At 35.7% G+C, this 16439-nt stretch carries 12 protein-coding genes; 10 read left to right on the top strand and 2 right to left on the bottom strand.

Annotated elements, in window-relative coordinates; translation table 11 throughout:
• Positions 1-4 precede the first annotated feature (4 nt).
• The 8 genes from recJ to ahcY all read left to right on the top strand — a co-directional run bounded on the left by recJ (position 5) and on the right by ahcY (position 11622).
• On the top strand, positions 5-1738 hold the full coding sequence (recJ, locus tag A8L32_RS09445) for a single-stranded-DNA-specific exonuclease RecJ (protein WP_066630104.1): 1734 nt from the start codon (positions 5-7) through the stop codon (positions 1736-1738).
• A 173-nt stretch (positions 1739-1911) separates the two neighbouring features.
• Positions 1912-2745 carry a hypothetical protein gene (locus tag A8L32_RS09440; RefSeq protein ID WP_066630103.1) on the top strand — a complete coding sequence of 278 codons (834 nt, stop codon included), beginning with the start codon at positions 1912-1914 and terminating at the stop codon, positions 2743-2745.
• A gap of 162 nt (positions 2746-2907) precedes the next feature.
• Positions 2908-6018 (top strand): ATP-binding cassette domain-containing protein, encoded by a 3111-nt coding sequence (locus A8L32_RS09435; protein ID WP_066630102.1) that lies wholly within the window; start codon positions 2908-2910, stop codon positions 6016-6018.
• 169 nt (positions 6019-6187) lie between these two features.
• Positions 6188-6889: a LiaI-LiaF-like domain-containing protein gene (locus A8L32_RS09430; protein ID WP_066630100.1), complete on the top strand. Its 702-nt coding sequence runs from the start codon at positions 6188-6190 to the stop codon at positions 6887-6889.
• A gap of 19 nt (positions 6890-6908) precedes the next feature.
• Entirely contained in the window at positions 6909-7967 is a 1059-nt protein-coding gene (locus tag A8L32_RS09425; RefSeq protein ID WP_066630098.1) for a sensor histidine kinase, read from the top strand.
• On the top strand, positions 7957-8709 hold the full coding sequence (locus A8L32_RS09420; RefSeq protein WP_066630096.1) for a LytR/AlgR family response regulator transcription factor: 753 nt from the start codon (positions 7957-7959) through the stop codon (positions 8707-8709). Before A8L32_RS09425 ends, A8L32_RS09420 begins: the two co-directional genes overlap by 11 nt.
• Before the next feature lie 449 nt (positions 8710-9158).
• Complete coding sequence (locus A8L32_RS09415) at positions 9159-10100, top strand: bifunctional riboflavin kinase/FAD synthetase (protein ID WP_066630094.1); 942 nt, start codon at positions 9159-9161, stop codon at positions 10098-10100.
• A gap of 64 nt (positions 10101-10164) precedes the next feature.
• Complete coding sequence (gene ahcY / locus A8L32_RS09410) at positions 10165-11622, top strand: adenosylhomocysteinase (RefSeq protein ID WP_066630092.1); 1458 nt, start codon at positions 10165-10167, stop codon at positions 11620-11622.
• A 100-nt stretch (positions 11623-11722) separates the two neighbouring features.
• Here ahcY and A8L32_RS09405 read toward each other — a convergent pair whose 3' ends face one another.
• A complete protein-coding gene (locus tag A8L32_RS09405) occupies positions 11723-13360 on the bottom strand; it encodes an AMP-binding protein (RefSeq protein WP_066630090.1) in 1638 nt (545 codons plus the stop codon).
• A gap of 236 nt (positions 13361-13596) precedes the next feature.
• Here A8L32_RS09405 and A8L32_RS09400 point away from each other — a divergent pair, with 236 nt between their 5' ends.
• On the top strand, positions 13597-14385 hold the full coding sequence (locus A8L32_RS09400; RefSeq protein ID WP_066630088.1) for an adenine nucleotide alpha-hydrolase family protein: 789 nt from the start codon (positions 13597-13599) through the stop codon (positions 14383-14385).
• A 33-nt stretch (positions 14386-14418) separates the two neighbouring features.
• Positions 14419-15171 (top strand): nickel pincer cofactor biosynthesis protein LarB, encoded by a 753-nt coding sequence (gene larB, locus A8L32_RS09395; RefSeq protein ID WP_066630086.1) that lies wholly within the window; start codon positions 14419-14421, stop codon positions 15169-15171.
• Between the two features lie 109 nt (positions 15172-15280).
• Here larB and pheS read toward each other — a convergent pair whose 3' ends face one another.
• On the bottom strand, positions 15281-16300 hold the full coding sequence (gene pheS, locus A8L32_RS09390) for a phenylalanine--tRNA ligase subunit alpha (protein ID WP_066630084.1): 1020 nt from the start codon (positions 16298-16300) through the stop codon (positions 15281-15283).
• Positions 16301-16439: the final 139 nt, after the last annotated feature.

Here is a 16439-nt window from a genome sequence, read left to right as displayed (position 1 = left end):
CAACATGGAAAAAAGATGGAATATTAAAGATACTGGTGACGAAGAAAAGATAAAACACCTGTGTGAAGTGCTTAATGTAGACAGGTTTATATCAAATCTTCTAGTTCAACGTGGTATCGATACCTATGATGAGGCCAAGGCGTTTTTTCGTCCATCATTGGATCAACTTTATGATCCTTTCTTGATGAAGGACATGGATAAGGCCGTTGATCGGCTTGAAAAAGCGATTGATGCCAATGAAAAAGTGATTGTATATGGTGATTACGATGTGGATGGAACCACTTCGGTTGCTTTGGTATATTCTTTTTTGCGTTCGTACTTCAAAAACATAGATTTTTATATTCCCAATAGATACGAAGAGGGCTATGGTATTTCCTATAAAGGGATCGATCATTTTGCCGAAGAAAAGTGCTCTTTGGTTATTGCGCTTGATTGCGGTATAAAGGCCGTTGAAAAGATGGAATATGCAAAAGAGCGCGGTATAGATTTTATCATCTGCGATCATCATACACCAGGTGATGTGTTGCCTGATGCGGCAGCATGTTTAGATCCTAAAAGAGCTGATTGTTCTTATCCTGATGAAAACCTTTCGGGTTGCGGAGTTGGTTTTAAATTTATTCAGGCCTTTTGTGTTAAACGAGATTTAGATCATACCAAGTTGTATGATCTTCTTGATTTAGTGGCGGTGAGTATTGCTTCTGATATTGTTCCTATTGCAGGAGAAAATCGTATTCTAGCGCATTTTGGTTTAGAAAAACTAAATACTAATCCAGGTATTGGATTAAAGCATATTGTTAAAGTGGCAGGAATGCAAGGTCGCGAAATTACCATTAGCGATATTGTTTTTAAAATTGGCCCAAGAATTAATGCTGCTGGTAGAATAGATTCGGGTGGAGATGCTGTTGATTTATTAGTAAGTGACAACGAAGAGAAAGCCAATAGTATGAGTATCGATATTGATAAATGTAACGATACGCGTAAAGGCTTTGATAGAGATATAACGCAGCAAGCGCTGGATTTAATTGCGAATAGCGATGAGCTTAAAAGTAAAAAAGCGACAGTGCTTTTTGAGCCAGAGTGGCACAAAGGTGTTATTGGAATTGTAGCTTCTAGGCTAACTGAGTCGTATTATCGCCCTACGGTTATTTTAACGGAATCAAAAGGTTTTGCAACAGGATCGGCTCGTTCGGTAGATGGTTTTGATTTGTATAAAGCCATTGACTCGTGTAGTGATTTATTGGAGAACTTCGGTGGACATATGTATGCTGCAGGGCTAACCTTAAAAATTGAAAATATTCCAGAATTTACCAGAAGGTTCGAAGAATATGTATCCAATCATATCACTCCAGATCAGCTGATACCGCAAATTGAAGTAGATGAGGTGATTGGTTTAACGGATATCAATGATAAGTTTTTTCGTATTTTAAAGCAGTTCCGTCCGTTTGGACCAGGAAACTTAAGGCCTGTGTTTGTTACAAAAAGAGTCTTTGATTACGGTACAAGTAAAAAGGTAGGAAAAGATCAAGATCATCTGAAGGTAGAGTTGATTGAGGAAAAATCAGGTTCTATAAAACAGGGTATTGCTTTTTCTATGGGTAAATATTTAGATCAACTTCAAACAGGTAACCCCTTTGATATTTGTTATACCATTGAAGAAAATGTTTATAACGGCCGATCAACCCTTCAAATGATGCTTAAGGATCTTAAATTTCCTTATGCAGGAGAGTATTCTGATTAAAATCTGCTATATATTGCTAATAAATGTTGATTTGTTAGAAAAATAAAACAACAAAAATCAATTTGTTTTTGAAATAAATTATATTTGTAGCAATTCAAAAATAAACAAACACTTAAGTGTTAAAAATTAAGGTTTAAATACACTGATTTACTTATATAGTAAAACCTATACACATGAAAAAAAGTTTAAATTTTTGGGGTGTAGCCTCATTGTTATTAGCAGTTATGATTGGTTTTGCATCTTGCAATGGCACGTCTAAAAAAGGGCAGAAATCAGAAACTGTTCTAATTGAAAAAGAAGAAGTGGAAACTAAAGTGAGAGAATTTGTATATCCTCTTCCTACTTCTTACGAAATTGTACAGATGCTAAATAAAATTGAAGCAGCTTACATTTTCGACTTAGCCAACAATCCAGCAAATGCTGATAAGTATACTACTGAAAAAGATATGGCTATCAATTTAGGAATCTTTGGTGGAGACTTAAGTTATGCAAGTACTTATAATCAAAAGCAAGAAACTGTAAACTTTATTGATGCTTCAAGAAAGATGTTAGAAGGCTTAGATTTAAATGCTGCAGTTCGCGAAGATTTACCACAGCAAATTGAGGCTAACGAAGATAATAAGGAAGCTTTAGTAGACTTAATTACGAATTCGTTTTATGATACGTATGATTTCTTAAATGCTCATGATAGAGCTGCTGTATCTGCCTTAGTTATGGCTGGTGCTTGGGTTGAAGGATTATACATTGCAACGCATATCTCTGAAGAAACATTCAATAGCAAAGAGATGGTTACTATCATCTTAAAGCAAAAAGAACCATTATTAAAATTAATGGAAATCTTATCTAAGTATAAGGATGATGAAGGTATTGCAGAAACAATCCAAGATTTGTCAACTATGGCTAATATCTATTCGGGAATTGAGGATACTGCCATTACACAAGAGCAGATGATTCAAATTGCTGAAGAATCATTAAAAATTAGAAAGAAATTTATTGCTGCTAATTAAGTAAGCAAGAACAGGATATCACTAAAGCGATCATTCTATGATCGCTTTTTTTATACCATCATGTTTTATTTGCCTGTATAAATAGCTGATTTTATAGAGTATATTGTATTTTTATACCAATTATAAGGTATAGCAGGGGTAGTTAAAACAACTATAATTATTATGAGCGAAACATTATTGGATGCATTGATGAAGTTGTATGCTTTGCTTACTAACGTAAGGAAAGAGAGTAGGCTTGATAGTGCTCGTAAATTAATTGAAGAGGAATTACTGCGCAATTTCAATAGAGAATATGTAGATCAGTATTTGCAAAGATTCAATTTTTATATACAATCGTTTCATAAATATTCATATAGTCCTATACAGTCTCAAGTAGAACAACAGTCATCAGATAATTACAATCAAATAACTTCTATTTGCGACGAATTAAATAAAGAACTGGAGAGTGAATCGAAAATTTGGTTGTTTGTGCAGCTCTTTGAGTTTATGCGCAAAGAGGAGAAGACCAGCATAATTGCCAATCAGGTGGTGGACAAACTATCGGATGGTATGATGATTGATCCGGAAGACTACGAGTTACTAAAAACCTTTATCCTAAACGGACCTATGGAGGTTAGTAATCGTGAAAAAGTTTTGGTGATAAGTGGCCAAGAAGAGCCTCCACTACCAGAATTCAAACACATATATAACGAAAAACAGCAAGTTTACGTTTGGGTGCTTTATATTCAAAGTACGCATACTTTTATTTTTAGATATTCAGGAGACCGAAACCTTTACCTAAACGGTCATATGGTTGAGCGTAACAACTCATATATATTATCGGTTGGTTCGGTTGTTAAAACTTCCAGAATGGCTCCTGTATATTATGGCAAGGTTGCTGAGGTTTTTGTGCAGAAGGCTGATAGAGGCCGAATAATGCTAACAGCCCAGGATGTTGTTTATAAGTTTAATGATAAACAAACAGGTATCCATCCTTTCTCTTTTACTGGACGATCGGGGCAATTGGTGGGTATTATGGGAGGCAGTGGTACAGGTAAATCTACACTGCTGAATGTATTAAATGGTAATTACAAACTAACGAGTGGTTCTTTAAGAATAAATGGATTAGATGTTCAAGAAAATAAGGAAGAGCTAAAAGGGGTAATCGGTTATGTACCTCAAGAGGACATGCTGATAGAAGAACTGACCGTTTTTGAGAACTTATTTTTTAATGCGCAGCTGTGTTTTAGCGATTTCACTAAACCGCAAATCGATCGATTGGTTGAAGAAGCGATGAAGGACTTTGACCTGGTTGAAGCACGTGATTTAGTAGTTGGTAATCCTTTAAATAAAATATTAAGTGGAGGCCAGCGTAAGCGCTTAAATATTGCACTTGAGCTGATTAGAGAACCTTCTATCCTGTATGTAGATGAACCTACTTCAGGCTTATCTTCTATGGATTCTGAAAAAGTAATGGTGTTGCTAAAACGCCAGACTTTAAAGGGAAAACTAGTGATCATCAATATCCATCAACCATCATCCGACTTATATAAGTTACTGGATAAGTTGTTGATTATTGATAAAGGTGGATATATTATTTATAATGGTAATCCTATGGATGCCATTGTGTATTTTAAGCAAAGTGCGCATTACGTAAATCCTGAGGATAGCGAATGTTACCTTTGTGGTAATGTTAAGGTAGAACAGCCTTTGCGTATCATTGAAGCGCGTATGGTTGACCCCAATGGTCGATTGATTCGTGAAAGAAAAACGAAGCCTGTTGAATGGTACGAAAGCTATCAAAAAGAAATTGAGAGCACGTTTGACTGGAAGAATTCTAAGGAGCCAGAAGAAAAGGAAGAACTGCCACCTAACCTATATAATATACCAGGAAGGTTAAGGCAGTTTATGATATATTCTTACCGAGATAGTTTATCTAAATGGAAGGATAGGCAATATATGATGATTAATTTTCTGGAAGCTCCTTTGTTGGCATTGATTCTGGGTTATTTTACAAAGTTTATCATTGGCACCGAATCGAATGCTAACGAGTATATTTTCAGTCAAAATGATAATATACCTGCGTATCTTTTTATGGCAGTAGTGGTGGCCTTATTCTTGGGTTTAAATGTAAGTGCAGAGGAAATTATAAAGGATAGAAAGCTATTGCAACGTGAGAGATTTCTAAATTTAAGTAGATCGAGTTACTTGAATAGTAAAATCATGATTCTATTTGGCATATCGGCGGTACAAACGCTCAGTTTGGTGCTTATAGGTAATTATATTCTCGAAATTAAAGGTCTTCATTTTAGCTATTGGCTGATACTATTTTCTACAGCATGTTTTTCTAATATGCTGGGATTGAATATCAGTAGCGGTTTAAAATCGGTGGTAGCTATTTATATTTTAATTCCACTCGTGTTGGTGCCTCAGTTGCTTTTTAGTGGAGTAATTGTCGACTTTGATAAACTCCATAACTCCATATCAACCAAAGATTATGTGCCGCGAATTGCGGATGTAATGACAGCACGATGGGCCTATGAAGCCTTGGCCGTAAATCAGTTTGCCAACAATAAATACGAAAAGCACTTTTTTGAAGATGAGGAAAAAATAAGTCAAGCTTCATATTATAATTCATTACTTATACCCAAACTAAAGCAGCATAACCACAGTTGCGAAACCAATTTTAAATCAGGAAATCTGGAAGCTGCTAATGCGCATAATTCTATAGTAAATATTGAGTTGGGAAAGATGCATAACAACGTAGCCCTTCAAACACCTTTTCAATTACAAAGCTATGTTGGAGATTTAACTGAAGCTAAGATTAAAAAAACAGAGTTGGTATTAGATAGCTTGGCTACCTATTTTCAGAATCAATATAGAATAACTCGAAAACATAAAGACCAGACCTATAAATCTCTTACAGAAGAGTTGGGTGGCAAGGAAGAAGTCTTTAATCTAAAGCAAGAATATCATAATAATAAGTTAGCAGGCTTAGTACTGAATAAGGGTGTGCTAAAGCAAATTGTGTTAAAAAATGGAGAGTATATCTCCAAAAAGGAACCCGTATTACGAGATGGCTCTTCTTATTGGGGGCGTGCTCACTTTTTTGCACCTACCAAAACAATTGCAGGAATCATTATTCCTACCCCCTTTTATAATGTGTTGGTTATTTGGCTAAGCACCTTTATTTTATACTGGACTTTATATTTTGATGTATTGCGAAACATTATTAGGTACTTCGAGAAATTTAGACTCAGAAAGACCTTTAAGGTCCACTTAAATAAGGTTTAATTTTTGAACTTAAGTTTGAATAAAATATAAGGCGGAATGTTTACAGTAAATATTCTGCCTTTTTCCTTTCTCCATTTACCGAAAAGTTGCGCCGATTTACCGATTTACCTTTTAATGGAGATAATGTACACGCTATATTTGTTGGCATAATCATTAAAAACTTAAAACGATGGAAAAGATATTTAACAAAGGCAAAGCAAGTTTAGGACTTATATTATTAATAGTTGGTGGATTTCTTTTATTAGGCAACTTAGGGCTTATTCCTCACGAAATTTATCATACCTTCTTCAGATGGCCAAGCATTCTTATTGTTGTGGGAATATTTCAAATTATCCGTAAAGATTTTGGTTCGGGTTTAATTGTAATTTCTGTAGGTACATTTTTTCTTTTACCTCATGTGGTAAATGGTTTTCATTTTAGGGATATATTTATGTACTGGCCAGCATTGCTAATTATTGCCGGTGTGGTGTTTATCTTTGGTAAAAAAGGTGGCGAGGCATCATCAAACTGGTTTTCTTCATCGAGTAAAGAAGATGTGGTGGATGTAGTTTCAATATTTGGTGGCGGCGTTACTAAAATTGAAAGCGATGACTTTAAAGGCGGCGAAATAACCTGTATTTTTGGAGGCGCAGAGATTAACCTACAGAATGCGCAAATATCGCCCGAAGGTGCAGTGATTGAGTTAACCACTATTTTTGGAGGTTCTAAACTTACTGTGCCGCGCGATTGGAGTGTACGTGTGGAGGTGGTTTCTATTTTCGGTGGGTTTGCCGATAAAAGAATTTATGAATCGGAGCCTGGAGAAAACACAAAAACACTCGTGATTAAAGGAGCAGCCATTTTTGGAGGTGGTGAATTACGTAACTTTTAATAGCTAAATTTCAGATTATATGCGTCATCCTGTTTTTGCAAATAGAGGTATAGTAGGTGCATATTGGCTGGTAGGACTGGTATTAATAATCTTAGATTATTTTGTTTTACGATACGGTTTCAAAACTTCCATAATTAATGCTGCTATCAATGCCAGTGTATATAACTTGGTTATTTTGCTCCTAGCCTTACCGCTTTGGTATCCTATTTTTTATCTGGATAAAAGCAAAGGAATTGTTTATAATAGCATTCAATTTATTGTTACTGGGGGTATTTATATTGGTATTTGGTATTTGATAAGTCACTCTTTAATTTCTTCGGTTGAATACTATTCCGAGCTCGATTTGACTGTTGGTTCAGGTTATGTTTTAGTTCGGATTTTAACGGGGTGTTTTATATTTCTGTCGTTCCTATCGGTATATTTTGTGTTGATATATGCCGATAATCTGCAGGAGCAAAAACAACACCAGAGCAAATTAAAAGGGCTACTTAAAGAGGCGGAGTTGAATGCCTTAAAGTCGCAATTAAATCCGCACTTTTTATTTAATAGCTTAAACTCCATTAGTTCATTAACTATAACAGAACCTCAGGGAGCTCGCAAAATGATTACTGAACTATCGGATTTTCTGCGTTATTCATTAAAAAATAATCAAGAGCTTTTAATGCTCAGCGAAGAGCTGGATAATTCCTTACGATATATTGAAATTGAAAAGGTAAGATTTGGTGATAAAATTATCTTTGAGCTCGATGTGGATGAAGAATGCAAGCTTAAAAAGTTACCCTCTTTAATTCTACAGCCACTTTTAGAAAATGCCATTAAGTACGGGGTTTACGATTCGTTAGAGCCTGTTTTAATTGCGGTAAAAGCAGAGATGAAAAGTGGAGATTTGGTGATATCTGTTGAAAACGAATACGAGCAAGATGCCTTGGTAAACAAAGGGGAAGGTATTGGCTTGAGTAATATAAAAAAGCGAATGTATAGTATTTATAATAAATCAGATTTGGTAGAGCTTACCCAAACAAAAAAGGTTTTTAAGGTAGTGCTAACATGTCCTCAATTGGTAAGTTATGAGTCATAAAATAAGCGTTGTAATCATTGATGATGAGCTTCCTGCTCGAAATTTAATTAAGGCCTACCTTAAAAAGCACAATAATATTGATGTATTGGGAGAAGCTTCCAACGGGTTTGAAGGCATAAAAGTAGTTCAGGAACTTAAGCCTGATGTTATTTTTTTAGATATTCAAATGCCCAAGGTTACCGGACTCGAAATGTTAGAAGTAATTGATAATCCTCCCTTTGTAATTTTTACAACGGCCTACGATGAGTATGCGCTAAAGGCATTTGAGTTAAATGCTATCGATTATTTATTAAAGCCCTTTAGCGAAGAACGGTTTGATGCCGCATTGCAAAAAGCCATCGATGGTAAAGAAAAGGTAAATAAAAAGGTTATTTCAAAAACGGTTGAAGAAACACATCAATTAAAAAATGAGCGATTAACCAGAATAGTGGTTAAAAAGGGTTCAGAGTTAAACGTAATTCCAGTTAACGAGGTGGTTTATATTGAGGCGGACGATGATTATGTTTTTATTCATACAGCAGATAACAAGTTTATCAAATCAGCCACCATGAAGCACTTTCAAGAAAATTTGGATAAAGCACAATTCGTTCGCATTCATCGGTCCTATATTTTAAATATCTCTAAAATAAATAAAATAGAGCAATACGATAAAGAAAGTTATGTGGCCATTGTAAACGAAAACTGTAAACTGAAGGTGAGCAAAAGTGGGTATAAACTATTAAAGGATGTGCTTAGTTTGTAATCTAGCTCGTCACAGTATGGCTATAAGTACCATGTAAATTTCACACCTTGACTAATTCTAATTCTTGTGAAAACAGGTCAAAAGATTATTTAATGTTTTTACATGTTCTTCTTTATTTAATTTTTTCATAATATTTAAAGTCTAGATGGTATTTCCTTTTGCAATAAATTTGTGTTTTTGATTTTATTAATTGGTCATACCTATGAAGGAATATTTTTATAGGTATGAAAAAATAACTCCATCATGGAGGAAAAAATGCTTCATCAATATGAAGATATCTCCTTAAAAATTGAGTCCTGTTAATCTTGTAAATCTTGTCCTATTCTTTTGCAAAAGAACTACCCATATCAATTTTTAGTTTTCTATTGGTGTTACTTGTTTTGCAGTAATTATAGTTTTCTCAATTTTTACGGTATTTTTGCCCACGAAGCAAATCAAAAATTAAGCGCATGAAGATCTATTCTGATCCAGATTCTTTTACTGATAAAAATGTAGTGCTAACTATTGGTATGTTTGATGGTGTTCATGAAGGTCATGCCAAGTTGCTTGAACATGTGGTAGATCAGGCAAAGAAGAAGAATGCAAAAAGCGCTGTTTTAACGTTTTGGCCACACCCACGGTTGGTGTTACAACAAGACACCAGCGATCTCCAGTTTATTACGACGCTGGATGAGAAAACAAAAATTATCAGCGAAAAAGGAATAGATAATTTGATTCTTCTGCCATTTAGCAAAGAGTTAGCCAACCTCACAGCAGAACAATTCATCACAGATATTCTAATTAAGAAAATAGGGTTGAGTCATTTGGTAGTAGGTTATAATCACCGTTTTGGAAAGGATCGTATTGCAGATTTTAACGCATATAAAGGATATAGTGAAAAGCATGGCTTTGGTATCTCTAAGGTGGATGCAGTGTTTAAAAATGAAACATCTATAAGCTCTACTGTAATTCGAGAATATTTGTTAGAAGGTAAAATAGCGGAAGCAAATGAACTCTTGGGTTATCGTTTCTCTATCTTCGGAACGGTAAAAGGAGGACAAAAATTAGGTCGTAAGTTGGGCTATCCTACCGCTAATATCACCCCAAACGAACATTATAAGTTAATACCGTCATCTGGTGTATATGCCTGTTTGGTTCATGTTATGGGTAAACCTTATGGTGGTATGTTAAACATTGGGGTTAGGCCAACTGTTAATTCAGATAAAGCATTAACCATTGAGGTGCATATCCTCGATTTTAATCAAGATATTTATTCAGAAGAAATAGAAGTAACTTTTATTTCTAAGGTTAGAGACGAAAAAAAGTTTGATGGTCTAGATGCTTTAGTTCATCAGCTTAAGCTGGATGAAGTTACGATAAGAAAGGTTTTGGAACCGTTGCAATTATGCTGATATAAAACAGTATAAAACCTTACTTTTTTATTACTTTTGCACATCAAAATTAAAAGATATTGTTATGTCAAAAATATTAACAGATTCGTTTCCATATAAAGTAGCTGATCTTGGATTAGCCGAGTTTGGAAGAAAAGAATTGGATTTAGCAGAAATTGAAATGCCAGGTTTAATGGCATTAAGAGATGAGTATAAAGGAAAGAAACCTTTGGCTGGTGCCAAGATCATGGGTTCTCTTCATATGACCGTTCAAACTGCTATTTTAATTGAAACTCTTGTTGAACTTGGTGCGGATGTACGCTGGGTATCATGTAATATTTTCTCTACCCAAGATCATGCTGCTGCCGCAGTAGTTGTGGGTAAAGAAGGAACTATTGATGCTCCTAAAGGTGTGCCTGTTTACGCTTGGAAAGGTGAAACACTTGAGGAATACTGGTGGTGTACAGCTCAAGCTTTGACTTGGCCTGATGGATCCGGTCCAAATCTAATTTTAGATGATGGTGGTGATGCAACTATGTTAGTTGTTAAAGGTGCAGAGTTTGAAGCTGCTGGAGAGGTGCCTGCTTTCGATCCTAACAAGCATTCTGAGGAAGAAGGTGTATTTCTTGATCTTTGTAGAAAAACATTGGCCGAAACACCGAACTTATGGACGCAAAAAAGAGAAGCGATCCGCGGTGTTTCCGAAGAAACTACAACGGGTGTTCACCGTTTATATCAATTAGCTGAAGCCGGTAAATTACCATTCCCTGCTATTAATGTAAACGATTCTGTTACAAAATCGAAGTTCGATAATTTATACGGATGTCGTCATTCATTAACTGACGGTATTATGCGTGCGTCAGATGTGATGCTTGCAGGTAAAGTTGCTGTAGTATGTGGTTATGGTGATGTGGGTAAAGGTTGTGCTCAGTCGTTAAAAGGTCAAGGTGCTCGTGTAATTATTACTGAGATCGATCCTATTTGTGCTTTACAAGCTGCTATGGAAGGTTATCAGGTTCTTCCTGTTGAAGATACCTTAGAGTATGCCGATATTTACGTAACCACTACAGGAAACAAAGATATTATTACAGCAGACCATATGTCAAAAATGAAGGATATGGCTATTGTAGGTAATATTGGTCACTTCGATAATGAAATTCAGATGGCTGAATTGATGAAGTTTGACGGTATTGTACGTACAAACATTAAGCCTCAGTACGACAAGTTTACTTTCAAAGATGGTCATTCGGTATTGATCTTAGCTGAAGGTCGTTTATTAAACTTAGGATGTGCTACAGGTCACCCAAGTTTTGTAATGTCAGCTTCATTCACCAACCAAGTATTGGCTCAAATTGAGTTACATGTTGATGCTAGTAAGTACGACAATAATGTTTATACTTTACCTAAAGTTTTAGATGAAAAAGTAGCACGTTTACACTTAGATAAATTAGGTGTGAAACTAACTACATTATCACAAGAGCAAGCCGATTATTTAGGTATACCTGTTGAAGGACCTTATAAGCCGGATCATTACAGATACTAAAAAAAGTTCTTAGAATATAGGTCAACCGTTTATGTTGGCGCAAAAAAATAGGGAGTCGATATTCGGCTCCCTATTTTGTTTGTAATAAACTGATATTTTATTATTTAGTATACTTATATCGCTTAATACTTTTCTTGGGTGTTTTCTCAAATTCCTCAGGAAACAAGGTTACCTTCGAAAGATTCATGTAAGCGGGTAATTCGGCATTAATAATGGCCTTAAGTCCCTCTATGGTTGCGGTGATTTCCTTCTCCCGTAAATTTTCGCTATCGGCTCTTTCGTAATCTGGGTAAACCAATGCTTCTAATTTTCCATCACCCATATCTCGTACCAAACACTCCTGCACATACTCCATGTTATTGAGTTTAGCTTCAATTTCTTCGGGGTAAATGTTCTGGCCAGAACCACTTAAAATCATGTTTTTACTTCGGCCTTTTATAAAGATGAAATTGTTCTCGTCAATTACTCCTAAATCTCCAGTGTGTAACCAGCCATCTTTATCAAAACTTGCTTCGGTGGCTTCCTGGTTTTTATAGTAACCCAGCATAGAGTTAACGCCTTTAACCATTATTTCGCCAACTTCGTTAAACGGATCTGTTGAGTCTATTTTAACTTCCATTCTATCTACTAATCTACCTGCAGATCGGGGTTGAATAGTGTCATAAGGTTCGTAACTAATAAGCGGACCACACTCGGTCATGCCGTAGCCAATGGTAAAAGGAAAACCAATCTTACGTAGGAAATCTTCCACATCTTTATTTAACGCAGCACCACCAATGATAATTTGCTGGAATTCACCCCCAAAAACTTCTACTAGTTGCTTTTTCACTTTCTGATAAACAACCTGATTAAGTATCGGAATTTTGCTTAATGTTTTTACAGGATTCTTCTCTAATACAGGAAGAATACGCTTCTTAAATATCTTTTCTAAAATTAGCGGTACAGCCAATATTAAATGCGGCTTTACACTTTGAAAGGCTTCTGTAATAATTTGTGGAGAAGGCGTTCTGCTTAAAAATGTGATGTGACAACCAACGGTAAACGGCCATAAAAATTCAAATAAACAACCGTAGGCGTGTGCTAGCGGTAAAAAGGAAACTATTCTGTTTTGGGGTTTTAGTTCAAGATGCTCTTGTGCATAAAGTACATTCGACCATATGCTTCTGTGTGGCAACATCACTCCTTTTGAAAACCCTGAAGTTCCAGAGGTGTAGGAGAGCACCATCAACTCCTCCTGATCAATCTGAGGGAAGTCAATCATATTCACACTAAAATCATCTGGAATTTGAATAGAATCAATGGAACCAGCTAGGCTTCCTTTCCCTTTTAATAAAGGTTTAAACGATTCAATACTAACAATGCCATGTATATGAGGCATCTTATTATCATCAATTTTGTTGAATATTAAATCGGTGGAAAACAAAAGTTTAGACTCCGAATGATTTACAATATGATGGATTTCGTTACTACCAAAGTCGGGTAAAATTGGTACCGCAACAGCTCCATACGAAACGGTAGCCAAATAGGTAATGGCGTAGTTGCTAAGGTTTCTGCCTATTAATGCAACTTTGTCTCCTTTGTTAATGTCGCACTTTTTAAAAAGCTCATGAATCCAATAAATACGTTCACTCACCTGATTATATGTATAGCTTGATCCTTGATAGTCGCTAAATGCGGTTTGATTGCTATGTGTTTTTAAGGCATGCTCAATCATGCCAATAAATCCATTCTTCTCCATAAAATCTAATTTTGCCAATTGGGGTATGAAAGGTTAAAAATTATAAAACCATTGTGATTATACAAATGGAATTTTTTATGCACATTCAAAAAAATGATGATGAACACTGTAAGTTAATGAAATATATGTAACTACATAAGTGGTGTTCGTTAAAAAACAATACATACACTTCTCAAACTTTTTATTTTTACATCGTGTTAACTCAATAATTGTTCCAAAACCGTTATTTTGCATTTATGGATAAATTAAACGCCTTAATTTCAAGGGTAAAAGGAATAGGAGAAAGCTACTTAATGTTTTCTGGCGGGCTGGATAGTTGTGCTATTTTGGGTGCTGCAGTTAGAGGAGGGGTTCGTGTTCAGCCAGTGTGGATTAATAATGGGTTTGGTAGAGCAGATGAGGCGCAGATTAGAGAGCAGGTTAATTTAATGGGCGGTGAACCTTTACAGATAATTCATCTGAAGCCAGAAGAATCGGTTATTGAAAACCCAACCAATCGATGTTATTATTGTAAAGGACAGATTATATCAGCCATTCGTAAACTTAATTCATCCTGTAAAGTTATAGATGGTACTACCGGTAGTGATACAGGCTATCGTCCTGGTAGAAAAGCATTGAATGAATATGGGGTTATTTCTCCTTTGGCAGAACTGGATATTTCTTCTGCGGAAGCAAAAGAAATGGCTATTTTTATGGGAGCCAATAAAGATATTGCTGACTTAGAAAGTTGTTTAGCCACTCGTATTAATTATGATGTGCCTTTGTTGGATGGATCATTGCAAGTGCTTAGAGCAATTGAACAGGCAGTTATTGCTAAAACAGGAGATTTTAATGTGAGGTGTAGAATTGATGATGCCGACCATATTAGGATTGAATTATCATCCGAAGATAGTTTTAGGGCTATTGTTGATGCCGACTTTAGAAATGAATTAATAACAATGGGTGAGCAATCTGCCTTATTTACAACAGTTGATTTAAAACCATCCAGACCAAATGCTTACGATAACAGAATTAATAAGGCTTAATAGATTTAGGACTAATTTATAACTACGATTAAAATGACTTTTGACGAACTATTTAATAAAATACAAGCTGGTGAAATAAGCAAAGAAGATGCACAAAAGCATTTTTCTTTAGATTGGATGGAAACCGCAAGTCGCTATATTTTAGATGTTAATAGAGGTATGCGCACTAATATTCCTGAGATTATTTATGGAGAATATAAGTCGCTGGAACAAACCATTGAGCTAACTACTAATATATTAAAAGAGCATCCACGTGTGGTTATTTCTCGAAGTAAGTTTAATAACGATCTGGCCGAGCACTTTGAGTATAATCATCCGGTAATAAAAAGCGATAACGTGCTAGTTATTGGTGAACTTCCTAAAGCGAAAGGTCATATTTTGGTAGTGAGTGCTGGAGCAGCTGATCATCCAGTAAGTGAGGAATGTGAAATTATTTTAAAAGCTGTTGGCGTAAACCCCATTGTTTTTGAGGATAGAGGAATTGCTCATCCTACACGTGTGTTAGAAGCCATTAAACATGGTGTTGAGAAAAATGCGAAGGCTGTTATTGTGGTGGCTGGTATGGAAGGTGCACTGGCCCCTTTTGTGGCGTCTTTAGTGGCTCTGCCAGTTATTGGTGTTCCTACTTCAGTGGGTTATGGATTTAGAGCCAAAGAAGCTGCTCTTACGTCTATGTTGGCATCATGTGCGCCTAATTTAACGGTGGTTAATATTGATGGTGGTTTAAGAGCTGCGGTAGTGGCTGCTTTAATTGCCAAGAATAGCGCTCCTTGCGAAGCAAAGTAGTTTCAGCTAAAGAGCAGGGTGCTGCTCTAATTGTTATTCATGAAGCATAAAAAAGGTCGACTCAAATTATGAATCGACCTTGTGATATATTTATCTATGCGATTACTCGCTAAATATCTGCTTTAAACTGTTCTAAGAAGCGAACGTCATTTTCAAAGAATAAACGAATATCTTTAATTTGATATTTAAGCATTGTAATACGTTCTATACCCATTCCAAAAGCAAAACCAGTATATTTCCCGCTATCAATATCAGAATGTTCTAATACATGAGGGTCGACCATTCCACAACCTAAAATCTCTACCCATCCGGTATACTTACATACGTTACATCCTTTTCCACCACATAGCGTACACGAAATATCCATTTCTGCAGATGGTTCTGTAAATGGGAAATATGATGGACGTAAACGAATTTCTGTTTTCTCACCAAACATCTCTTTTGCAAAGTAAAGCAATGTTTGTTTTAAGTCCGCAAATGAAACATTTTCATCAATATATAAACCTTCTACCTGATGGAAAATACAATGTGCTCTGGCAGAAATTGCTTCGTTACGAAATACACGACCAGGGAAAATAGAACGAATTGGTGGATTCTTTTTTTCCATCACACGCACCTGTACAGAAGAAGTATGTGTTCGTAATAACACATCTGGATCTTTCTCAATAAAGAAAGTATCTTGCATATCTCTAGCCGGATGTTCTTCAGGAAAGTTTAATGCGGTAAACACATGAAAATCATCCTCAATTTCAGGACCTTCAGAAACATTAAAACCTAAGCGAGCAAAAATATCTACAATTTCGTTACGCACTAACGACAAGGGGTGACGACTACCTAGTTTCATCAATGTTCCAGGAAGCGTTAAATCAACACCAGTACCTTTTACTTGCGTGCTGGTAAACTGCTCTTTTAGCGAATTGATAAATTCCTGAGCCTCGTTTTTAAGCACGTTAATAACTTGTCCTACCTCACGTTTTTGTTCGTTAGGTATAGTTTTAAAGTCGTTAAATAGTTCCGATACAATACCTTTTTTACTCAGGTATTTAATTCTTAAGTGTTCTGCTTCCTCAGCCGATTGAGCTGTAAGTTGCTTTATTTCTTCGCGTAAAGCTTTTATTTTATCAAGCATTGCTGGCTTTTTTATCGTTATTCTGAATCTGCAAATTTAATAAAAGGAATCAATAATAGTTCTTAAAGTTGAAAGTTCTTAAAGTTGAAAGATAAGAAAGTACAAATTGTGGTTAATACAGCTAAACCAAAGCGCTTTA

Origin of the sequence: Labilibacter marinus, from assembly GCF_001659685.2 — a bacterium.
Taxonomy (GTDB): Bacteria; Bacteroidota; Bacteroidia; order Bacteroidales; family Marinilabiliaceae; genus Saccharicrinis; species Saccharicrinis marinus.
This window is presented reverse-complemented; position numbering and strand designations above follow the sequence as displayed.